Raw genomic sequence first — 23,866 nt, 5'->3', positions numbered from 1 at the left:
AAAAAAGTCTATAAGGAGGGATAAAATGTTAATTGAATATAACAATAAGGAGTTTTATACATCCAAAGATTTAGCGTTATCTGTTATTGGGGGAAAATGGAAAATACCTATCATATATCATCTGTTACAATCAGAAGTATTACGACTTAATGAGTTTGAAAAATTACTGCCTGAAATTAATCAAAGAATGCTCATTAGACAACTCAGAGAATTAGAAAATGATAAAATTATTGAAAGAATCGTATATCCAGTGGTTCCGCCAAAAGTTGAATATAAATTATCTGATATTGGAAAAACACTTGATAAAGTAGTATATGCAATTTGTGATTGGGGAGATGAATTTCTAGAGGAAATTTCTAAATAAATCTTGTTTGCATTTAAAATTGTGCTTTCAAAAAAGCCTCTACAATGATTTTATAATCAGTGTAGAGACTTTTTTATCTAATTTAATCACTATTGTGGTTTTAGAATTACTTTAATATTATTATCTTTTTTCTGATCAAAAATATCATAAGCTTCTTTTACATCTTCTAAAGGCATTGTATGAGTTATAATTTCTGTTGGATCAAAGACCTCATTTTTAATCATATCATATAGCTTTGGCATCTGATGAATAACGGGTGCTTGACCACTTTTCACTTGAACATTTCTATTAAATATCAAGTCTAATGGGTAATTATCAGCTGGAGTACCATAGATACCAGTTAGTTGTATTGTTCCAAATTTTCTTACTGACTCAGCTGCCGTGATAATTGGACTGATATTACCTCTTTGTGATGAATTTGGACTAAGCTCTGGTTCATCTTGAACTACTTGACCATCCATTCCAACACAATCTACAACAACATCTGCACCACCACTTGTTGTTTCATGTAGTAGTTTTCCTATATTATCTTCGTTTGAAAAATTATAGACCTCAACATCATTATATTTTTTTGCGTGATCTAATCTATGTTCTACATTATCAATAGCAATTACACGTTCAGCCCCTTGTAATTTGGCAAATTTTTGTGCCATTAGACCGATTGGGCCACAGCCTAGCACAATTACAGTATCACCTGATTTAACACCTGCGTGTTCGACACTCCAATAAGCTGTTGGGACCACGTCAGATAAAAATAATACTTGTTCATCTTTCAATTCACTATCTGGAACCTTGAAAGAGGAGAAATCAGCAAATGGAACTCTTAAATACTCTGCTTGACCACCCCAGTGGTTTCCGTGCATGGCATTACCAAAACCGAAAAGTCCACCATTATCCATTTTCCAGCTTGCTGGTGATGGATTAGAATTATCACACTGAGACTCCATTTCGTTATTACAATAGAAACAATCGCCACAACCTATGTTAAAAGGTATAACCACTCTGTCACCCTTTTTTAGGGTATTAACGTCTTTTCCTACTTCCTCTACAATCCCCATTGGCTCATGGCCAATAACAAAACCTGGATCCATAAATAAATCGCCTTGGTGATAAAGATGTAAATCAGAACCACATATACCTGAAGCTGTTATCCTTATAATTGCATCTGTTGACTCTTCTATTATTGGATCATTTACTTCACGAACTTCCATATTTTTATGACCTTGATAGGTAACTGCTTTCATTTAAATCACCCTCCTTTAGTAAATTTACCCTTGGTATTACAATGTAAACTTAGAAGAGTGAATTGATTTATTATTCTTTTTTGAGAAAATGTATGTTTATATGTTCAATATAAACATACACATTGTACATATAAATTATGTACATTTATTGGATATAATAGCTTTTTAAAAAAGATAGTATATATAATGAATGGTTGCCATTTAACCATGCCTCGGCCTTTAGGTATATTTGGATTTAAATACTCTCTAGGTATATTTCTATAATCAGTTTCGTCCTTAAATTCTTTCGGAATCATTTTATCACCTCAATAATCATTATAGAACATACGTTCGTTTAAGTGAAGTAATAATTCATTATATTGTATTTGTAATAAATCTCTATTAAAATGAAACTATCATAACATGGAGGGGTTTTCATAATGACGATAGGTTATATCGGTACTTATACAAAAAAAGAAGGTAAAGGGGTCTACCGTTTCCAACTTGATGAACAAACAGGAAAAATAACTGAAGTTGAAACTGGGTATGAACTAGAAGCGTCAACTTATTTAAATCAACATAATTCATTTTTATATGCAATAAATAGAGAAGGTGACAATTGTGGTATCGCTAGCCTTAAAATAGAAGAAGACGGGAAGTTAAGTCTTATTAATAAATGCTTAGCGTCAACAGCTGGAACTGGTTGTTATGTTGCAGTATCACCAGATGGTAAATATGTTTTTGAAACTGTTTATGGCGCAGGGTTAGCACGTTTATATGAAGCAAACCCACAAACAGGCGAAATTGTTCGACTTATACAGGAGTTAGCACATGATTTTCCAACGGGTCCATCAGAGCGACAAGATCATGCGCATATTCATTTTATGGATGTAACACCAGATAAAAAATATGTAGTGGCGATGGACTTAGGTACGGATAAACTTGTGACATATGAATTTGGTGACGAAGGATACAGTGAATATGCTGTGTTTGATTTTGAACCAGGCGATGGCCCAAGACATATTACTTTCCATGAAAATGGTAAATATGCCTATGTAGTTCATGAAATATCAAATATTGTAAGTACAGTAAAATATGAAGATGGCAAATTCACAGAAATAGAACGTCATTTGACGATTCCAGAAAATTTTGAAGGTGATACAAAATTAGCGGCAGTAAGGTTATCAAAAGATCAAAAATTCTTATACATTAGTAATAGAGGTCACGATAGTATTGCTATTTTCAAAGTAGCTGATGAAGGCGATATGATTTCATTAGTGGATATTGTATCAAGTGGCGGTGAGTTTCCACGTGATTTTAATATTACTGATTCAGACGATTACTTAGTGTGCGCACATCAAGAAGGTGATTATGCGCTTACTGTATTTAGACGTGATAAAGTAACTGGTGAACTAGAAAAAGTTGACGATAAACACACTGCGCCTGAAGGTGTTTGTGTACAATTTTTAAAAGAAACGTAAACTCACAAGTTTATTAAACAACTTAATACTAAAAAATTGCGCCTATCCCAAATGTATTGGGAGGCGCAATTTTTTTGCTATAGAACTTTTATAAATAAAATTACTTATTAAAGAAAGTTTTAATATATTTAAATTTCCCTTTATACGGAGGAAACAATAAACTAGATTCAAGTCGAGTTGATTTGAAAATATATGATTTATCATGACTAAATGTGTCGAAACTGTATTTACCATGATATTGGCCAATGCCAGAGGCACCAACACCACCAAATGGTAAGTTTGAATTTGCTAATTGCATTAATGTATCGTTAATTGCGCCGCCACCGAATGATATTTCGTTTAATACACGCTCTGTTGCATTTTCATCTTCACTAAACAAATATAAGCTTAATGGTTTAGGTTTGGAACGTATTAAATCAATAGCTTCATCGAAATCATCATAGGTAATAATTGGTAAAATGGGACCGAAAATTTCGTCTCTCATTATTTTAGCATTAAAAGTAATCCCATCTAACAGTGTAGGAGCGATGTACCTTTCTTCTGCTGTTGATTCACCACCAAAGGCAATCTCAGCATGATGAACCTTTAATAAATTATCTAAACGATTAAAGTGTTTATGGTTTACAATACGTCCAAAATCAGGACTTTCTTGAATGTTATTACCATAAAACTCTGTAATTGTTTTTTTAAGTGCAGCAATTAATTCATCTTTCACTTTACGATTCACAAGTATATAGTCAGGAGCAACACAAGTTTGACCAGCATTTGTAAATTTACCAAAACTGATACGTTCACTTGCGACTTTAATATTTGCTGTTTCATCAACAATTACTGGAGATTTACCACCGAGTTCTAATGTGACAGGAGTTAAATTTTTACTTGCTGCCTGATACACAATTTTACCAACTTGTTCGCTACCCGTGAAAAAGATATAGTCAAATGGCAATTGGATTAATGATTGCGTGGTTTCAGCATCACCTTCACAAATACTAATATATTCAGGATCGAATACATCTTCGATTATATGTTTAATAACTTCTGAAACATGTGGCGTAAATTCAGAAGGTTTGAGTATGGCAGTATTTCCAGCTGCTATAGCACCAATAAGTGGCTCAATCAATAATTGGAAAGGATAATTAAAGGGTCCAATTATTAAAACTGTGCCATAAGGCTCTTTTATGATATAGCTTTTAGTTGGAAACATATAAATAGGCGTATTAACTTGTTTTCTTTTAGCCCAATTTTTGAGTTCTTTACGAGCATTTTTAATATTTTTTAAAGTGAAACCAATTTCTGTAGCATAAGCTTCAACTTTATTCTTACCTAAATCTTTTTGAAATGCCTCTAATAAGGCGTCTTCATGATTTTTGATACTTTTACTCAAAAATTTAAGTTGCTTTCTTCTGAATTTTAGATCTTTAGTTACGTGTGTTTTAAAATATTGAGTACTATTGTGGAAAGTTTGCTCTATTGAATTCAAATATATTCCTCCTAGTAAGGTAAATGCGTTTCGTAGGTACAAGTGATAAAAAACTGGAACATATGAACTATGCTCCAGTATAATGAATTTTAAAATCTAAATATTTAATTTAACTCCCTTTAAAACTGTATTAGTTTTAAGGCATTTGATTAATTTAAAGCGTCTGTGATTTGTGGAACCACTTGTTTTTTACGAGATACAACACCAGGTAAGAATGCAGTATTGTTATCAAGCTCTACATCGAAAGCAACGCCAACTTTATCTTTTTCAGCACCAACTACTAAGATTTTAGAGTCGCTGTTAATAATGTCTGTAACAACTAATACAAATAAATCATACTTTTCATTAGCGCTTACTTCTAACATTTCTTTTTCTAATTCTTCCTGACGTGCAAATACTTCATCAATATCAACAGTGTTAACTTGTGCAATACGCGTTACATAGTCTCCCATGTTGAATGACTTCGCGTCCATAGTTAAAATATCTGTTGCTGATTTTTCTTTAGTAGAAGCACCAGCTTTTAACATTTCTAAACCATAAGTTTCTAAGTCAACGCCAGCAATTGATTTTAAGGCTTCAGCTGCTTTTACATCTTCTTCTGTACAAGTAGGTGATTTAAATAATAGGCTATCTGAGATAATTGCTGATACCATTAAACCAGCAATTTCTGGTTTGATTTCAAAACCGCGTTCTTGATACATTTTGTATAAAATTGTAGCTGTACAACCAACTGGTTCAGAACGATAGTATAATGGTGCTGCCGTTTCAAAGTTAGAAATTCTGTGATGATCGACCACATGGTGAATTGTAGCACCATTAATTGAATCAGCACTTTGTTGGAATTCATTATGGTCTACTAATATTACTTTTTGATCGGATAAATCATCATTAAGTAACGCTGGTGCAGTTACATTAAAATGATCTAAAGCATATTGTGTTTCAGGTCCTACTTCGCCTAAACGGTATGCAGTAGCTTCAGTGTTACCTGTTTGTTGTTCGAAATCTGCCATGATAATAGCAGATGAAATTGCGTCTGTATCTGGATTTTTATGTCCGAAAATATAAGTTTTTGCCATATCTAAATTCTCCTTATTTATATAGTTATTATTATTCTAGCACGATTTTGCATAGTTATTCTACTACAGCACCTAGTGAATTTTTAAAATGATCTAAAGCCCATGCGTGACCTGAAGGATTAAAAGAAGCAACTCCACGATGTGAAATAGTTATTGCGTACCCTAGATTATAAGCACTAATTGCTGAATGAAGCACGCAAATATCAGTACATACACCGACAAATTCTAAGTGTGTAATATTTCGCTCTCGTAACATTAAATCCAAAGAGGTCCCACAGAAAGCATCATAACGTGTTTTATCTAAGTAATGTATGTGATCATTAAACAAAATATTTTGATAAATATCATTCACTTTGCCGTAAAGTTCTCTGCCAACAGTACCAATAATATTATGTGGAGGGAATAAATTACTTTCTGGGTGATAGTTATTTTCTTCATAATGTAAATCCATCATGAAAAAGATATCATGTTGCTTTTTATTGTACGCTTCAATTCGTTCAACAATATAGTCTTCAATTTGCTGCCCTGGAAGGCCACAAGTTAATTTTCCGTTGTCAGCTACAAAGTCATTTGAGTAATCAACAACGATTAATGCGGTTTTTTTCATAAGATAAAAACACTCCCAATAAACAATATAAAAGTAATTATATACTAAGTCGTTCAATCAATAAAGGGAGCGTTAATGCGTTTGAAAGATATCATTTTTGTATATTATAAAGTAATAGCTCAGAAAGGAATTAGCATATGATAATTAATGCAAAACAATTTGGTTTAAAAGGAAAAAGCAAATACGCAGATACAAGAGCGATGCAAAAAGCGTTAAATTATGCTAAGAAGCATAAACCAACGACGATATACGTACCAGAAGGTGAGTATCATATTCGTAAACCACTGGTTATATATGATTCAACAACATTGGTACTAGATGAAGCGGCAGTGCTTAAAAGATGTGGCAAAGATACAATGTTGAAAAACGGACGAAGATTCAAGTTATATTATGGGTATAAAGGTAATAGTCATATTCACATATCAGGTGGTACATTTGATATGAATGGTTTCAATTATCCATATAATAATACAACGATGTGCATGGGACACGCAGAAGATATTCAAATACAAAATGTAACTTTTAAAGATGTTGTAGGAGGACATTGTTTAGATGCTTGTGGTATCAATGGATTGTATATCAATAATTGTGAGTTTTTAGGCTTTAGAGATTTAGATGGAACGCGATTTTTCTCTGAAGCAGTTCAGATAGATATACAGGTGCCGGGTGCTTTTCCTAAATTTGGTGCTACAGATGGAACGATTACTAAAAATGTAATTATAGAACACTGTTATTTTGGTAATTCAAATACACCAACAATGCAAACTTGGAATCGTGCAATTGGCTCACACGCCAGTCGCTATGATCAATATTATCAAAATATTCATATTCGCTATAATACATTTGATGGCTTGAATCAATATGCACTTACACCGCTGAAATCAAAAGATACCTATATTCATCATAATATATTTAAAAATTGTGCAGGTGGTATAAGATTTTTAGCAGTTAAAGATGGTAAAAATGCCAAAGATTTAAAAGGTAAAGAGCAGGGGACGCAAGCTGGTAGCAATTTGAATATATATCAGAACAGTTTCATTGGAAAAATGAGTAAAGAGTCAATACGCATTCAAAGTTATAATGATGTGAAACACCAAACCGTGCTCATAGCTGATAATAGTTTTAAGGACTCGTCACAAAGCATACACTTACAAGATATAGCATCATTAATCCTGTTTAATAACAAAGATAGTGATATTAAAATTAAAAAAGTCCGTGTGGAATGATTATATTTTTGAAATAAAATCATAAATATTCTTTATGTAAATGATTAAAAATACTAACCCTATTTAAAATATATTATGTTATACTCTAATAAATTATTATGAATATTCAGATAATAATTAAAAGGGGGAAGACATCGTGAATGATTTAAATAAAGGGGATATGAGACGATCACAATATTTGACGTTTTTTTCAAATAAAAAGGAAAAGAAGTCATATAATGCAGGCCAATTAACAGGTTTAATATTGGGGCCATTGTTATTTGCTTTAACATTATTGCTATTTCACCCAGATGATTTATCGGTTAAAGGCATTTATGTGTTAGCAATTACACTTTGGATAGCTACTTGGTGGATTACTGAAGCGATACCTATCGCTGCAACCAGTTTGTTACCATTGATTTTATTACCGATAGGGCATGTGTTGAATCCAGAAGAAGTTTCAGCTCAATATGGTAATGATATTATTTTCTTATTCTTAGGTGGTTTTATTTTAGCTATAGCGATGGAAAGATGGAATTTACATACTCGTGTTGCTTTGTCTATTATTAATACACTTGGTACAAGTACTGGGAAGATTTTATTAGGCTTTATGATTGCTACTGGATTTTTATCAATGTTTGTTTCTAATACAGCAGCCGTGATGATAATGATACCTATTGGTCTTGCGATTATAAAAGAAGCAAATGAATTAAAAAGCCAAAATACTAAACCGGAAAGTATATCTAAATTTGAACAATCTCTTGTGCTTGCAATTGGTTACGCAGGAACAATTGGGGGACTAGGTACATTGATCGGTACACCGCCCTTGATAATTTTAAAAGGACAATACCAATCAGCATTTGGGGAAGAAATTAGTTTTGCTAAATGGATGATTATTGGTGTGCCAACAGTAATTGTATTACTCTTCTTAGTTTGGATATATATTCGTTATATTGCATTTAAACATGACATGAAAGAATTACCTGGTGGCCAAAAATTAATTAAAGAAAAATTAAGCGAACTAGGTAAAATGAAATATGAAGAAAAAATTGTTTCAGTTGTATTCTTACTTGCAAGCTTTTTATGGATTAGCAGAGAGTTTTTATTAAAGAATTGGTCAGTTACTTCTGAAGTCGCGGATGGCACAATTGCAATGTTTATATCCGTGCTGTTATTTCTTATTCCTGCTAAAAATAAAGAAAAACATAAGAGAATTATAGATTGGGAAGTTGCTAAAGAATTGCCTTGGGGTGTTTTAATACTGTTTGGTGGTGGTTTAGCTTTAGCAAAAGGTATTTCAGAAAGTGGATTAGCAAATTGGCTTGGTGAACAATTGAAATTAATCGAAGGCGTAAGTCCATTGATTATTGTCCTTGTAATTACAATATTTGTGTTATTCTTAACAGAAATAACATCTAATACAGCAACGGCTACAATGATCTTACCTATTTTGGCAACACTTTCTGTTGCAGTAAATGTGCATCCATTATTACTTATGGTACCTGCAGCTATGGCTGCTAATTGTGCATATATGTTACCAGTTGGAACGCCACCAAATGCCATTGTGTTTGGTACAGGTAGGATCAGTATCAAGAAAATGGCATCTGTAGGTTTTTGGGTCAATTTATTAAGCATAGTTGCAATTGTCTTGGTTGTGTATTTCTTAGTACCACCAGTGTTAGGTATTGATGTTACCAAACCGTTACCATTGAAATAATAAAATAAGCATCATTTATAACATATAGAAGGCATAACATATCAAAGTTACTTACTGTAACTTTATGGTATGGTGTGCCTTATTTTTATAACATGTTTATGGTAATTGTATTTAGTTTATAAATGAAAACTGTTCAAAATATTGTGAAATAGGCATTACAATATCGACAAAGTCAGAGGAGACGATGTCGATGTTGTAATGCCTATTTATTACTGGATAAGTTATTATTTTGAATATAAACAGCTCAGATTAATAGCATAGCGTAGTTTTCATAGTCTAATTTAATAATGAATTAGGGAGAGTATTATTCATAAAGTTGTACTAATTCAATTTATTAAATGAACCTATTATAGTAACTTGGAAGTCTAAAGTATTGAGAATTTTAATTACTTTGGATAAATCTTCTGTTATTGGCGTGTCTGCTTGGACAAAAAAATGATACATGCCGAGTTGCGTTTTTAATGGTCTAGACTCTATCCAAGATAAGTTAATATTAAACAAGACAAATGTGTTTAATATACTTGCTAATAACCCTGGTTTATCGAACTGAGGGGTTATTAGTAACATAGTATCGCTAGCATTTTCGATATGACTAGGTTGGTTACTAACAACTAAAAAGCGAGTGACGTTGTGTGGATAATCTTCAATATTTTGTTCTATAGGCGTGTAACCATATGTTTCTCCACTGCCAAGTGGCGCAATAGCGCCGATACCGTTGCTAATCATATCTAAGCTTTTAATTGTGCTATCCACATAATCAATATCGAAACCATGTGATTGGATATATTTACTAGTTTGACTAATGGCAGGTCCAATAGAATATACTGTTGAAATATCGTGAACAGAAGCGCCATCAATACCATATAGTGCAAATTGAATATCTAAATGTAACTCGCCTTGCGCGTAAATATTTTGTTGTGTTAATGCATCTGCGACAATATTAATAGTGCCTTCTATTGAATTTTCAATTGGCACAACTGCTACGCTATCGTCATCTTCAGATACAGCAGCGACTACTTCGTATAAATTAGATTTTGATACATAATCTATGTCTGTTTCTGGTTGATATTGTGTTGCAGCTAAATAAGAAAATGTTCCCTTTGGACCTAAATAATAAAGTTTCATTTGACGTGACCCCTTGTTTATATATGTGTGATAGATTCATTAATGAAATGGACAGCCAGTAGCTTCTGGTTTTTTATAAAAGAAGTTAGGTTCTTTCATAATATTTTTATATCCATGATGATAATTAGACGCTAATGTGGGTGACAGGGAAGGAGCTAGCCATGACCATTTGCCAGTAATCTCTCTACCATTTCTTGTTTCATTTAATTCAAATCTTTCAAATTGTTTTGATGCAGTGAGATGATCAACGATAGATACGCCAGATTTTTTAAATGAGTGATAAACCGCATAGTTCAATTCGACAAGTGTGCGATCTTTATTGAAAGAATTATTCTTTAGTGTACCAAATTCAAAAGCTTCTGCAACACTTTCTAATAAATTATAACGATAAGAATCTGTGAAGTTACGTACAGCTATTTCATTTACCATATACCAACCATTAAATGGTGCAGTTGGATATGTAACACCGCCAATCTTTAAATCCATACTTGATATGATGGGCACCGCGTACCATTTTAATCCAAGCTGCTGTAATTTTGGAAAACGATCATGTTCAATAGCAACTTCTTTAATTAAATGAGGTTGATATTCATGATATTTCATTGCACCATCCGGCATTTTATAAATTAAAGGTAAAATATCGAAGTCAGTATGTGAACCGTGCCAGCCAAGACGTTCAGCAAGTTGAGTAACGCTTCTTTCTGCGGGATCGCCCATACCTTCGTAACCTGCATATCTAATTAATTGATTATTAAATATTTGAGGAGGATTATCCTTTGAAAAGATTGTGATATAAGGTTTTATTTTTCCATTATTTGTTGCTGTTGCAATATGATTTTCTATTGCATCAATAAAGTCATTTTCAGATTGTATGTGTCTTGCATCAACAACCGTTAATGAATCCCAAAAAAATCGTCCAATACAGCGATTAGAATTACGCCAGGCCATTTTTGTTCCATAAGTTAATTCTTCAACAGTATGTTCATAAGTACCAGTTGATTCGATGGCATATTCAATTTCTTTAATTCTATTTGAAATACTTTGCTCATCATAGTTTAATTCTTTATACATTGTTTCGATGAATGATTTGGCTTCTTTTAACATATAAACACCTCAATAAAGATTATAAATCATTTTTAAATTTTTATAATCTTATATCATACAAATGTCACGACATTGTCGTTAGCCATGTCACATTTTAAACAAATTTAAATCATATATTAAACTGTATATGTAAAAAATATAATCTTATATTAAATTTTCCAGTATATTTAAGTCCTCTTTCATGTGCTATCAAGCTTTCATTTATGCTAAACTAATGGAAAAGCCGATTGGAGAGATGGTTGTGTACCAATTTGAAGACGATACGTTAGTATTGCATAACGATTTATATCAAATAAATATGGCAGAAAGTTATTGGAATGATGGGATTCATGAACGTATGGCAGTATTTGATCTATATTTTAGAAATATGCCATTTGATAGTGGCTATGCTGTTTTTAATGGATTGAAACGTGTCATCGATTACATTAATAGTTTTCACTTCTCAGAGTCAGATATCGATTATTTAAAATCTATTGGTTACCAACAAGATTTTCTAAGTTATTTGAAAAATTTAAAATTTACCGGCAATATTCGTTCAATGCAAGAAGGGGAACTTTGTTTTGGTAATGAACCATTATTGAGAGTCGAAGCACCTTTAATACAAGCACAGTTAATAGAAACAATGCTTTTAAATATTGTTAATTTCCATACATTGATAACAACTAAGGCGAGTAGAATTAGACAAGTAGCACAAGAAGATATGTTAATGGAATTTGGTACCCGCCGAGCACAAGAAGCGGATGCAGCATTATGGGGAGCTAGAGCTGCCTATATTGGAGGATTTAATTCTACAAGTAATGTACGAGCAGGTAAGCTATTTGGTATTCCTGTTTCAGGAACGCATGCGCATGCCATGGTACAAACATATGGCGATGAATATATTGCTTTTAAAAAATACGCTGAACGTCATAAAGATTGTGTGTTCTTGGTTGATACGTTCCACACATTGAAATCTGGTGTGCCGACTGCAATTAAAGTTGCTAAAGAATTAGCTGACAAAATTAATTTTGTTGGTATTCGTTTGGACTCTGGAGATATAGCATATTTATCGAAAGAAGCACGTCGTATGCTAGATGAAGCTGGTTTCCCTGATGCTAAAATTATCGCTTCAAACGATTTAGACGAGCAGACAATTACGAGTTTGAAATCACAAGGTGCAAAAGTCGATTCGTGGGGCGTCGGAACAAAACTTATTACTGGTTTTGATCAACCTGCATTGGGCGCAGTTTATAAATTAGTTGCAGTTGAAGATAGTAATGGTGAATACGTGGACCGTATTAAACTTTCTAATAATGCTGAAAAAGTTACAACACCAGGCAGGAAAAATGTTTATCGTATTATCAATAAAAAAACAAATAAAGCTGAAGGCGACTATATTACGCTCGATTACGAGGATCCATATGCAGAATCACCTTTAAAACTTTTCCATCCAGTTCATACCTATAAAATGAAATTTATAAAAACATTTACCGCAAAAGATTTACATCATGATATTTTTAAAAATGGCCAATTAGTTTACGAAATGCCAAATGAGAGTGAGGCGCAAGCTTATCTAAAAAACAGTCTTGATTACTTATGGGATGAAAATAAACGTCATTTAAACCCACAAGAGTATCCAGTAGATTTAAGCACAGCGTGTTGGGAAAATAAACACAAACGTATTTTTGAAGTTGCTGAACATGTTAAAGAGATGGAGGAAGAAAATGAGTAACCTACAAGATATCGTTGTTAGAGAAATGAAAGTGAAACCTGAAATCGAAAGTAAACTTGAAACAAAGCAAATCATTCACTTTATAAAAAGTTATGTACAATCCCATTCATTTGTACAAGCATTAATTTTAGGAATTTCAGGTGGTCAAGATTCGACATTAGCTGGAAAGTTATGTCAAATGGCAGCAGAAGAATTAAGAGAAGAAGGCAATCCATGTAAATTTATAGCTGTTAAATTACCTTATGGTGAGCAAAAAGATGCTACAGAGGTTGAAGATGCATTATCCTATATTCAACCTGATGAAATCATAACTGTAAATATTAAACCAGCAGTGGATCAAAGTGTGCAATCGCTTAAAGATGCTGGAATTACTTTGACAGATTTTCAGAAAGGGAATGAGAAAGCTAGAGAGCGTATGAAAGTGCAATTTTCAATCGCTTCTAACAAAAAAGGCATCGTAGTAGGTACAGATCATTCTGCCGAGAATATAACTGGTTTTTACACTAAATACGGAGATGGAGCTGCAGATATTGCACCTTTATTTGGCTTAAATAAAAGACAAGGTAAGCAATTATTAAAATACTTAGACGCGCCTAAACATCTTTATGAAAAAGTGCCGACTGCTGATTTAGAAGAAGATAAGCCTCAGTTACCTGATGAAGAAGCGTTAGGTGTAAGCTATAATGATATCGATGATTATTTAGAAGGTAAATCAGTGCCTAGTGACGCAAAGTCTACAATTGAAAATCACTATATTAAAACCGCACATAAAAGAGAATTAGCATATACGAGGTATACTTGGCCGAAAAATTAAGTGAGTTTCCAATATTTTTAGTGACAAAATAAAAAGATGTTGGTAAAATTACTTGAATTTAATATCAGAAAGGAAAATGGTCATGTCAGTGATAACATCTAATCCATGGTTAATGGTTTTAGCGATTTTTATTATAAACGTTGCTTATGTAACTTGTCTTACAATGAGAACGATATTAACACTTAAAGGTTATCGCTATGTAGCTGCACTTGTCAGCTTTTTAGAAGTTCTTGTGTATGTCGTTGGACTAGGCATGGTAATGTCTAGCTTAGATCAAATTCAAAATGTATTCGCATATGCATTTGGATTTTCAATTGGAATTATTGTGGGTATGAAAATAGAAGAGAAATTAGCGTTAGGTTATACTGTCGTTAATGTCACTTCATCTGAATATGAATTAGATTTACCACGACAATTAAGAGATTTAGGTTACGGTGTAACGCACTACACAGCTTATGGTCGTGACGGAAATCGCTTAATATTACAAATTTTAACACCACGACGCTTTGAATTTAAGTTAATTGAGACCATTAAACAAATAGATGAAAAAGCATTTATCGTAGCGTATGAACCTCGTACAATTCACGGAGGTTTCTGGGCGAAAGGTGTTAGAAGTAAAAAACTCAAACAATATGATACGGATGAAGTTGAAAGTATATGAAAAAGCAGCAAAAATTTAAAGTCGAAGAAAATGAGACAATCCAAGATTGTTTACAACGCATGAGAAACGCGGGTTACACACCTGTAAAACGCTTCGAAAAACCTGTTTATAAAGAAAATAAAGATGGAACTTTCGAGCTGTATAAACAAGAGATAGAATTTGTTGGTAAAATTTTATAATAAAGATTGGCAAACCGTTATGGGAATACGCGTCCATAACGGTTGTTTTTATTGCCATGTAAATTTTTTATACAGATAATTGAAAAGGTTTATACTTTTCATAGGAATTCTGTTAAACTAATAATGAAAAGGTTAAACACGAACTTTTATTTAAATTTATGTTTTAATGTACATGTTTTAAGGCGTAATATTAACAAAATTTATGTATGATAGGAGCTTATTTCAATGATTGAACGTTATTCTAGAGAAGAAATGTCTAATATTTGGACTGATCAAAACCGCTATGAAGCGTGGTTAGAGGTAGAAATACTTGCATGTGAGGCATGGAGTAAATTAGGAGATATCCCCGCGGAAGATGTAAAAAAAATACGTCAAAATGCTAAAGTTGATGTAGCGCGTGCGCAAGAAATTGAACAAGAAACACGTCATGATGTTGTGGCATTTACTAGACAAGTATCAGAAACACTTGGTGAGGAACGTAAATGGGTCCACTACGGCCTAACATCAACAGATGTTGTAGATACTGCATTAAGTTATGTTATTAAACAAGCGAACGATATTATTGAAAAAGATTTAGAACGTTTTATTGAAGTATTGGCGAAAAAAGCAAAAGACTATAAGTATACATTAATGATGGGACGTACCCATGGCGTGCATGCTGAACCAACAACATTTGGTGTTAAGATGGCATTGTGGTACACAGAAATGAAACGTAATTTAGAACGTTTTAAACGTGTAAGAGAAGAAATAGAAGTTGGTAAAATGAGTGGTGCTGTAGGCACTTTTGCGAATATCCCACCAGAAATAGAAGCATATGTTTGTGAACATTTAGGTCTAGATACAGCGCCAGTTTCCACGCAAACATTACAACGTGATCGCCATGCTTATTATATTGCGACGCTTGCTTTAATTGGTTCATCAATGGAAAAATTCGCTGTAGAAATCCGTAACTTACAAAAAACTGAAACTCGTGAAGTAGAAGAAGCATTCGCAAAAGGTCAAAAAGGGTCATCTGCAATGCCTCATAAACGTAATCCAATCGGTTCAGAAAATATTACTGGTATCGCACGTGTGATTAGAGGTTACGTAACAACTGCTTATGAAAACGTACCATTATGGCATGAACGTGATATTTCACATTCATCTGCTGAACGTATTATGTTACCAGATGTTACAATTGCATTAGATTATGGATTAAATCGTTTTACTAATATTGTAGAAAGATTAACGGTATTTGAAGATAATATGCTCGATAATATAGATAAAACATTTGGTTTAATCTATTCACAACGCGTATTACTTGCCTTAATAAATAAAGGTTTGGCTCGTGAAGCTGCATATGATAAAGTACAACCAAAGGCTATGGAATCTTGGGAAACGAAGACACCGTTTAGAACTTTAATTGAACAAGATGAATCAATTACTGAGTTATTAACTAAAGAAGATTTAGATGAATGTTTCAATCCGAAACACCATTTAAACCAAGTAGATACGATTTTCCAAAGAGCTGGTTTAGAATAATTGAATTTTTCAAGTGAAATCGTTACACTTTAATGTATTAGTACGTTAAACTGAGATTAAATTGAAAAATACAGGGGTTGTTTTAAATGCAAATAGAAAAACTAAAAGGGAAAGCATTAGATGAATTATTTGATGCTATTTTAACACTAGAAAATAGAGAAGAATGTTATCAGTTTTTTGATGATTTATGTACTGTTAATGAAATTCAGTCATTATCACAGCGATTACAAGTAGCAAAAATGATTAAACAAGGCTATACGTATGCAACTATTGAACAAGAATCTGGTGCATCAACTGCAACTATTTCACGTGTGAAAAGATCATTACAATGGGGTAATGATGCTTATACGATGATTCTAGAGCGCATGAACATAGAAACGGCCGATTAACGATTTCATAAAGTATAAAATAAAAGAATAGGCTTACAAGAGCTAACGACAAGGATATTTAATACCTCGTCGTTAGTTTTTTTGTTGTTTACTTTGAAACAAAGTAATACGGAAATGTAATAGAAATACCCTCTTTTAAATATACGCATATTTTAAATGTTTATAAAAATAAAGTAGGGTAATTGATAGATAACAACAAAATAAATATAGTGATAGTTATTGGAAAAACTATTGGAATTGAGTGAAAGGAAGTAACTTTATGATTAAAAAATTGTTGTTTGGCCTAATAATGTTATTATTACTAAGCTTTATATTTGGTATTGCTTTGGTAGTATTTTCGAATTCATACACACCATCAAAGTCTAATATTGTAAAACCTAAGAATGCCTTGCCAATTATTAATAAAACAGAAGGCGTTACACAGGTGAACGGCCACGTGATTGTCAATAAAAAATATAAACTCCCCCCACAATACCAACCAGGTGAAGATAAAATCGCGAAACGAAATTTTAATAAATTATTAGTTAAAGGTGAAGATGCCCAGTTAGATTTAAAATTTTCTAGTGGTTATAGAAGTTATAAAGAACAACAAAAAGTAATGAAAGACTATGTAGAAAAAGACGGTGAAAAAGTTGCGCGTCAATACACTGCAAAACCAGGAGAATCAGAACACCAAACAGGCCTTGCATTTGATGTTGGTACCAATAAGCCACTAGACGATTTTCATAAAGATTTTGAGAAAACACACGAAGGTCGATGGATAAAACAACATGCTTCAGATTATGGCTTTATTATTAGATATCCAAAAGGACAATCACATGAAACAGGCTATGCATACGAAGCGTGGCATCTTCGTTACGTCGGTAAACCACTCGCCAAAATTATTGATGAACAAGATACCAATTTAGAAAGTTACTATCGTTTAAATGAAAAATGAAATTAAAATCAACAAATCGCTGCGAAAATTCGGGGCGATTTTTTTACATCATTTTAGAACTCATAGCATAAAAATGATATAATCAAATGTATGCTAAAAGAAGGAGTAACATGTCATGAATGAGATTAAAAAGTGGAAACATATTTTTAAATTAGATCCTGCAAAATCAATCAGTGATAAGGATTTAGAGCGAATTTGTAGATCTGGCACAGATGCTATTATGATAGGTGGTACAGATAATGTTACCGAAGATAACGTTTCACACTTGATGAAAAAAGTTAATGCTCATTCCGTACCGCTAGTGTTTGAATTTTCAAACTTAGAGAGTATCGTGCCAGGGTTTGATTTATATTTTATACCTACAGTGTTAAATAGCAAGGATGTAAAGTTTCATAATGGTATGCTCTTAGAAGCGCTGAAAAATTATGGGTATTTAATCGATTTTGAAGAAATAGTGTTCGAAGGTTATGTTGTACTAAATCCCGATTGTAAAGTGGCGACATTAACACAAGCCAACACACATTTAACAACAGAAGATATTGAAGCTTATGCCCAAATGATTAATGATATTTATAAATTACCAGTTATGTATATCGAATATAGTGGTGTTTATGGAGAGATTGATATGGTAAAAGCAGCAGCTGATTCATTATCTAATACACAATTATTTTATGGTGGTGGTATTAATGATTATAAAGAAGCAGAAGCAATGGCTTCAGTAGCTGATACAATCATCGTCGGCAACATTATTTATGAAGATATAAACAAAGCACTAAAAACAGTTAAGATAAAGGAGACACATAAATGAATGCATTAGTTAATAAAATGAATGACGAACAAAGCCAGGCAGTACGTACAACAGAGGGTCCATTACTTATAATGGCAGGCGCGGGTTCAGGTAAGACACGTGTCTTAACACATCGTATTGCTTACTTGTTAGATGAAAAGGGAGTGTCTCCGTATAATGTTTTAGCGATTACTTTTACAAATAAAGCAGCTAAGGAAATGAAAGAACGTGTCCAAACTTTGGTTGGTGAACAAGCTGAAGTGATTTGGATGTCAACATTCCACTCCATGTGTGTGAGAATTCTTAGAAGAGACGCAGATCGTATTGGTATTGAAAGAAACTTTACGATTATTGATCCAACTGACCAAAAATCAGTTATTAAAGATGTTTTAAAAAATGAAAATATAGATAGTAAGAAATTTGAACCTAGAATGTTTATAGGCGCAATTAGTAATTTGAAAAATGAATTAAAGACACCTGAAGATGCGCAAAAAGAAGCAAATGACTACCATTCACAAATGGTTGCGACTGTATACAAAGGTTATCAACGTCAACTTTCAAGAAATGAAGCGCTAGACTTTGATGATTTAATTATGGTGACCATCCGATTATTTGAACGTGTTCCAGAAGTGTTGGATTACTATCAAAATAAATTCCAATACATACACGTGGATGAATATCAAGATACGAATAAAGCACAGTACACATTAGTGAAATTATTAGCATCAAAATTCAAAAATTTATGTGTAGTAGGAGATTCTGACCAATCGATTTACGGGTGGCGCGGGGCAGATATCCAAAACATTTTGTCATTTGAAGAAGATTATCCTGAGGCAAAAACAATTTTCTTAGAACAAAATTATCGTTCTACTAAAAATATATTAAATGCAGCTAATGAAGTTATTAAAAATAATTCAGAACGTAAACCTAAGGGATTATGGACAGGCAATACAGATGGCGATAAAATTCATTACTACGAAGCGACAACTGAACGCGATGAAGCAGAATATGTTGTACGTGAAATCATGAAACATCAACGAAATGGCAAGAAATATCAAGATATGGCAATTCTATACCGTACCAATGCACAGTCACGTGTACTGGAAGAAACCTTTATGAAATCTAATATCCCTTATACTATGGTTGGAGGACAAAAGTTCTACGACAGAAAAGAAATTAAAGACTTATTGAGTTACTTAAGAATTATTGCAAACAGTAATGACGATATTAGCTTACGCCGTGTTATTAATATTCCAAAACGTGGCATTGGCCCGTCTTCGGTAGATAAAATTCAAGCTTATGCTGTTCAAAATGATTTGAGTATGTTTGATGCTTTGGCAGAAGTTGATTTTATTGGTTTATCGAAAAAAGTAACACAAGAATGTATTACTTTTTATGATACGATGCAAAATATCATCAAACAGCAAGAGTTTTTAGAAATTACAGAGATTGTAAATGAAGCGTTAGAAAAATCTGGTTATCGCGAAATGTTAGAGCGTGAACAAACATTAGAATCGAGAAGTAGATTAGAAAATATTGATGAGTTCATGTCTGTACCAAAAGATTTTGAAGAAAATACGCCGTTAGAAGAACAATCTTTGATAAACTTCCTAACTGATTTATCATTAGTTGCTGATATAGATGAAGCACAAATTGAAAATGGTATAACATTGATGACAATGCACTCTGCTAAAGGTTTAGAATTCCCGATTGTTTTTATAATGGGTATGGAAGAGTCGTTATTCCCGCATATTAGAGCAATTAAAAGTGATGACGAACATGAAATGCAAGAAGAAAGACGTATCTGCTATGTGGCTATTACACGTGCAGAAGAAACATTATATTTAACACACGCAACATCAAGAATGTTGTTTGGTAGACCACAGTCTAATATGGCATCTAGGTTCTTAAGAGAAATCCCTGAAGATTTACTAGAAAATGAATCTAAACGCAACGCTTCTACGCAAAGTCAAGGAAATCGTTTCCAATCAGCTACAAAGCAACCAGCTAAAAGAGCACATAGCCAAAAAACTACTACATCAAGAAAATCTCAAGCAACAACTAATTGGAATGTTGGAGATAAAGTGATGCATAAATCTTGGGGTGAGGGTATGGTTAGTAATGTGAAGGAAAAAAATGGTTCAGTAGAATTAGATATTATCTTTAAATCAGAAGGGCCGAAACGATTATTAGCACAATTCGCACCAATTGAGAAGAAGGGGGAGTAACAAGTGGCTGATTTGCAATCACGTGTAAATGATTTACATGATTTATTAAATCAATATAGCTATGAATATTATGTTCAAGATAACCCATCTGTACCTGATAGTGAGTATGATAAGTTATTACACGAATTAATAGATATTGAAACAACTCATCCTGAATATCGCACAGAGGATTCACCTACAGTGAGAGTGGGTGGAAGTGCTCAATCAACGTTTGAGAAAGTGCAACACGACACCCCTATGCTCAGTTTAGGTAATGCATTTAATGAGGAAGATTTAAGGAAGTTTGACCAACGTATACGTGATAACATTGGTGATGTGGAATATATGTGTGAATTAAAGATAGACGGTTTAGCTGTATCATTAAAATATGAAAATGGAAGATTTGTCCAAGGCTTAACACGCGGGGACGGTACTACAGGCGAGGACATAACAGAAAACTTAAAAACTATTCACGCCATTCCTTTAAAAATTAATGAACCTAGAACATTTGAAGTTCGTGGTGAAGCATACATGCCTAGAAAATCATTTTTTAATTTGAATGAAGCTAAAGCAGAAAATGATGAACAGCCCTTTGCAAATCCAAGAAATGCAGCTGCAGGCTCACTAAGACAATTAGATTCAAAACTTGCTGCTAAACGTAAATTAAGCGTCTTTCTATATAGTGTGAATGATTTTACGCAATTTAATGCAGATACTCAGAGTGAAGCATTAGATGAGTTAGATCAATTAGGATTTAAAACAAATCAAGCACGCCAACGTGTACAAACGATAGATGAAGTGCTGGCATATATTGAAAAATGGACAGAGCAACGTGAAGATTTACCATATGATATTGATGGTATTGTAATTAAAGTGAATGCTTTAGAACAACAAGAAGCACTTGGATTTACTCAAAAATCTCCGCGTTGGGCAATTGCATATAAATTCCCTGCAGAAGAAGTAATAACAGAGCTGTTAGATATTGAGTTAAGCATCGGTAGAACGGGTGTTGTGACCCCAACTGCAATATTAGAACCAGTAAAAGTTGCTGGTACAACTGTTTCCCGCGCTTCGTTACATAATGAAGATTTGATACATGAGAAAGACATTAGAATTGGTGACAGTGTCGTCATTAAAAAAGCTGGAGATATTATCCCTGAAGTTATCAAGAGTGTGCTAGATAGACGTCCTGAAAATGCAGAACAATACCATATGCCCACACATTGCCCGAGTTGTGACCATGAGTTAGTAAGGATTGAAGGTGAAGTTGCATTACGTTGTATCAATCCGAAATGTCAAGCTCAGTTAGTAGAAGGGTTAATACATTTTGTTTCGAGACAAGCTATGAATATTGATGGTTTAGGAACAAAAATCATTCAACAATTATACGAAAATGAACTGATTAAAGATGTAGCAGATATTTTCTATCTAACGAAAGAGGACCTAGAGCCACTTGATCGCATGGGTGAGAAAAAAATCGATAATCTGCTTAAAGCTATTGAGCTAGCGAAATCTAATTCTCTTGAACAACTACTATTTGGATTAGGTATAAGACATCTAGGAGTAAAGGCTAGTCAAGTCATTGCAGAGAAATATAGTACAATGGATAAGTTGTTTGATGTTACAGAAGAAGATTTGGTAACAATCCATGATATTGGTCACAAATTAGCACAATCAGTAGTAACTTATTTAGAAAATGAAGATATCCGTGCTCTAATTGAAAAATTAAAAGTTAAAAATGTTAATATGACTTATAAAGGTGTTAAGACAAGTGAACTTGAAGGGCATCCTGAATTTAAAGATAAAACAATTGTCCTTACAGGTAAATTGTATCAAATGACACGAAATGAAGCATCCAAATGGTTGGCGTTGCAAGGTGCAAAGGTAACTAATAGTGTGACTAAAAGTACAGATTTAGTTATTGCTGGTGAGGACGCTGGATCTAAGCTAACTAAAGCAGAAAAATTCGGTACAGTAGTTTGGTCTGAAGAAGACTTTGTTCAGAAACAAAAAGAAATTGAGGGATAGAGGAGATAATGCATGAAAAGAACGATAATATTATTCATTTCAGCAATTTTTGTATTATCAGCGTGTGGTCAAAATGAAGAAAAACCAAAAGAAAAATCTAATGATAATGAACAACAAGAATCGGGTTCTGTAAAAGAAATCGCTACAGACAAAAATGTACAAGGTGATAATTACAGAACAATTTTACCTTTTAAAGAAAGTCAGGCTCGAGGATTATTACAAGATAATATGGCTAATAGCTATAATGGAGAAGACTTTGAAAATGGGCTTCTAGATTTAAGTAAAAGTGTGTTTCCAACAGACGAATATTTATATCAAGATGGCCAATACTTAGATAAAGATACAATTAATGCATTCTTAAGTCCAAAGTATACAAAAGCAGAAGTAGATAAAATGGATGAAGACGAGCGTAAAGAGAAAAAAGCAAATGAGAATTTAGGGCTTAACCCTTCTCATAATGGTGAAACAGACCCTGAAAAAATTGCTAAAAATTCACCAGCCTATTTATCTAATATTTTAGAGCAGGATTTTTATGGTAGCGGTGATACTAAAGGTGAAAAAATTAAAGGCATGACAATAGGCTTAGCTATGAATAGTACATACTATTATCAAAAGGAAAAAGATGGCGAAACTTATAGTAAAGATTTAGATGATAAAGAAATTAAAAAACAAGGTAAGCAAATGGCTGGCGAAATTTTATCTAGAATTCGTGAGCATAAAGAATTGAAAGATATACCAATTCATTTTGCTATATACAAGCAAACTGGTGAAAATTCAATTGTACCTGGCGAGTTTATTACTGGTACAACTGTCGAAGAAGGCAAAACTCGCATCAATGACTGGAAAGATATTAACCAAAAAACAGCCTTATTACCTTCACAAGAAGCAGACGATTTAGATGAAAACTTGAACAACGATTTCAAACAATTTAATGATAATTTACAAACTTATTTTAATAACTTTACTCAAGCAGTTGGAACGGTTAAATTTGATAAAAAAGAAGCAAAACAATTATCTGTCGATGTACCAATCGATTATTATGGTAAAGCAGAAACAATTGGTATTACACAGTATGTGACAGAACAAGCAGAAAAATATTTTGATGATATTGATGAATATGAGATCCATATAAAGGATGGTAATAACCCAAAAGCCTTAATTAGTAAATCAAAAGATGATAAAGAGCCACAAGTTCATATTTATAAAAATAATAATTAGTAAATAGAATATATTGAATTAACGCCCTGCAA

21 protein-coding genes are annotated in these 23,866 nt (G+C 33.0%); 15 read left to right on the top strand and 6 right to left on the bottom strand.

Annotated elements, in window-relative coordinates; all coding sequences use genetic code 11:
* The first annotated feature begins 25 nt into the window (after positions 1-25).
* Positions 26-364, top strand: coding sequence for a winged helix-turn-helix transcriptional regulator (locus J5E45_RS13250; protein ID WP_135092835.1), 339 nt, complete (start codon positions 26-28; stop codon positions 362-364).
* An 89-nt stretch (positions 365-453) separates the two neighbouring features.
* Here J5E45_RS13250 and J5E45_RS13245 read toward each other — a convergent pair whose 3' ends face one another.
* Positions 454-1,608: a zinc-dependent alcohol dehydrogenase gene (locus J5E45_RS13245; protein ID WP_138386598.1), complete on the bottom strand. Its 1,155-nt coding sequence runs from the start codon at positions 1,606-1,608 to the stop codon at positions 454-456.
* A 416-nt stretch (positions 1,609-2,024) separates the two neighbouring features.
* On the opposite strand from J5E45_RS13245, the gene pglS reads away from it, so the two are divergent.
* A complete protein-coding gene (gene pglS, locus J5E45_RS13240; RefSeq protein ID WP_039068978.1) occupies positions 2,025-3,068 on the top strand; it encodes a 6-phosphogluconolactonase in 1,044 nt (347 codons plus the stop codon).
* 100 nt (positions 3,069-3,168) lie between these two features.
* Here pglS and J5E45_RS13235 read toward each other — a convergent pair whose 3' ends face one another.
* The 3 genes from J5E45_RS13235 to J5E45_RS13225 form a co-directional block, all read right to left on the bottom strand.
* The gene (locus J5E45_RS13235) at positions 3,169-4,548 is read right to left on the bottom strand and encodes an aldehyde dehydrogenase (RefSeq protein WP_039068979.1); all 1,380 of its coding nucleotides are present in this window, start codon (positions 4,546-4,548) and stop codon (positions 3,169-3,171) included.
* A gap of 149 nt (positions 4,549-4,697) precedes the next feature.
* Positions 4,698-5,624 carry a manganese-dependent inorganic pyrophosphatase gene (locus J5E45_RS13230; protein WP_039068980.1) on the bottom strand — a complete coding sequence of 309 codons (927 nt, stop codon included), beginning with the start codon at positions 5,622-5,624 and terminating at the stop codon, positions 4,698-4,700.
* 55 nt (positions 5,625-5,679) lie between these two features.
* The gene (locus J5E45_RS13225; RefSeq protein ID WP_039068981.1) at positions 5,680-6,231 is read right to left on the bottom strand and encodes a cysteine hydrolase family protein; all 552 of its coding nucleotides are present in this window, start codon (positions 6,229-6,231) and stop codon (positions 5,680-5,682) included.
* Between the two features lie 137 nt (positions 6,232-6,368).
* Between J5E45_RS13225 and J5E45_RS13220 the strand changes: the two genes are divergently transcribed.
* The gene (locus tag J5E45_RS13220; RefSeq protein WP_039068982.1) at positions 6,369-7,457 is read left to right on the top strand and encodes a glycosyl hydrolase family 28-related protein; all 1,089 of its coding nucleotides are present in this window, start codon (positions 6,369-6,371) and stop codon (positions 7,455-7,457) included.
* A gap of 160 nt (positions 7,458-7,617) precedes the next feature.
* A complete protein-coding gene (locus J5E45_RS13215) occupies positions 7,618-9,153 on the top strand; it encodes an SLC13 family permease (protein WP_107548833.1) in 1,536 nt (511 codons plus the stop codon).
* 321 nt (positions 9,154-9,474) lie between these two features.
* On the opposite strand, the gene J5E45_RS13210 is transcribed toward J5E45_RS13215, so the two are convergent.
* Together J5E45_RS13210 and J5E45_RS13205 are read right to left on the bottom strand one after the other, a co-directional pair.
* Positions 9,475-10,278, bottom strand: coding sequence for a prephenate dehydratase (locus tag J5E45_RS13210; RefSeq protein ID WP_039068984.1), 804 nt, complete (start codon positions 10,276-10,278; stop codon positions 9,475-9,477).
* A gap of 39 nt (positions 10,279-10,317) precedes the next feature.
* Complete coding sequence (locus tag J5E45_RS13205) at positions 10,318-11,382, bottom strand: nitric oxide synthase oxygenase (RefSeq protein ID WP_208182318.1); 1,065 nt, start codon at positions 11,380-11,382, stop codon at positions 10,318-10,320.
* 241 nt (positions 11,383-11,623) lie between these two features.
* On the opposite strand from J5E45_RS13205, the gene J5E45_RS13200 reads away from it, so the two are divergent.
* From J5E45_RS13200 to J5E45_RS13150, 11 genes are all read left to right on the top strand, one after another.
* On the top strand, positions 11,624-13,093 hold the full coding sequence (locus J5E45_RS13200; RefSeq protein ID WP_039068986.1) for a nicotinate phosphoribosyltransferase: 1,470 nt from the start codon (positions 11,624-11,626) through the stop codon (positions 13,091-13,093).
* On the top strand, positions 13,086-13,907 hold the full coding sequence (gene nadE / locus J5E45_RS13195) for an ammonia-dependent NAD(+) synthetase (protein WP_039068988.1): 822 nt from the start codon (positions 13,086-13,088) through the stop codon (positions 13,905-13,907). Before J5E45_RS13200 ends, nadE begins: the two co-directional genes overlap by 8 nt.
* Positions 13,908-13,989: 82 nt before the next feature.
* Positions 13,990-14,568 (top strand): DUF2179 domain-containing protein, encoded by a 579-nt coding sequence (locus J5E45_RS13190; RefSeq protein WP_101051216.1) that lies wholly within the window; start codon positions 13,990-13,992, stop codon positions 14,566-14,568.
* The gene (locus tag J5E45_RS13185; RefSeq protein WP_039068990.1) at positions 14,565-14,747 is read left to right on the top strand and encodes an NETI motif-containing protein; all 183 of its coding nucleotides are present in this window, start codon (positions 14,565-14,567) and stop codon (positions 14,745-14,747) included. Before J5E45_RS13190 ends, J5E45_RS13185 begins: the two co-directional genes overlap by 4 nt.
* 225 nt (positions 14,748-14,972) lie before the next feature.
* Positions 14,973-16,268, top strand: coding sequence for an adenylosuccinate lyase (gene purB, locus J5E45_RS13180; RefSeq protein ID WP_039068991.1), 1,296 nt, complete (start codon positions 14,973-14,975; stop codon positions 16,266-16,268).
* 86 nt (positions 16,269-16,354) lie between these two features.
* Positions 16,355-16,657 (top strand): YerC/YecD family TrpR-related protein, encoded by a 303-nt coding sequence (locus J5E45_RS13175; RefSeq protein WP_017723471.1) that lies wholly within the window; start codon positions 16,355-16,357, stop codon positions 16,655-16,657.
* A 259-nt stretch (positions 16,658-16,916) separates the two neighbouring features.
* Positions 16,917-17,594 carry a M15 family metallopeptidase gene (locus J5E45_RS13170; protein ID WP_208182317.1) on the top strand — a complete coding sequence of 226 codons (678 nt, stop codon included), beginning with the start codon at positions 16,917-16,919 and terminating at the stop codon, positions 17,592-17,594.
* Positions 17,595-17,709: 115 nt separating this feature from the next.
* Entirely contained in the window at positions 17,710-18,402 is a 693-nt protein-coding gene (gene pcrB, locus J5E45_RS13165; RefSeq protein ID WP_039068994.1) for a heptaprenylglyceryl phosphate synthase, read from the top strand.
* A complete protein-coding gene (gene pcrA / locus J5E45_RS13160; protein WP_208182316.1) occupies positions 18,399-20,609 on the top strand; it encodes a DNA helicase PcrA in 2,211 nt (736 codons plus the stop codon). The genes pcrB and pcrA overlap by 4 nt, the downstream gene beginning before the upstream one ends.
* A 3-nt stretch (positions 20,610-20,612) precedes the next feature.
* Positions 20,613-22,616, top strand: coding sequence for an NAD-dependent DNA ligase LigA (gene ligA / locus J5E45_RS13155; protein ID WP_101051221.1), 2,004 nt, complete (start codon positions 20,613-20,615; stop codon positions 22,614-22,616).
* Between the two features lie 12 nt (positions 22,617-22,628).
* A complete protein-coding gene (locus J5E45_RS13150) occupies positions 22,629-23,834 on the top strand; it encodes a CamS family sex pheromone protein (RefSeq protein ID WP_039068999.1) in 1,206 nt (401 codons plus the stop codon).
* The last annotated feature ends 32 nt before the right edge of the window (positions 23,835-23,866 follow it).

The organism is Staphylococcus shinii, from assembly GCF_017583065.1.
GTDB classification, from domain to species: domain Bacteria; phylum Bacillota; class Bacilli; order Staphylococcales; family Staphylococcaceae; genus Staphylococcus; species Staphylococcus shinii.
The sequence above is the reverse complement of the archived record's forward strand: the minus strand, read 5'-3'. Positions and strand labels throughout refer to the sequence as shown.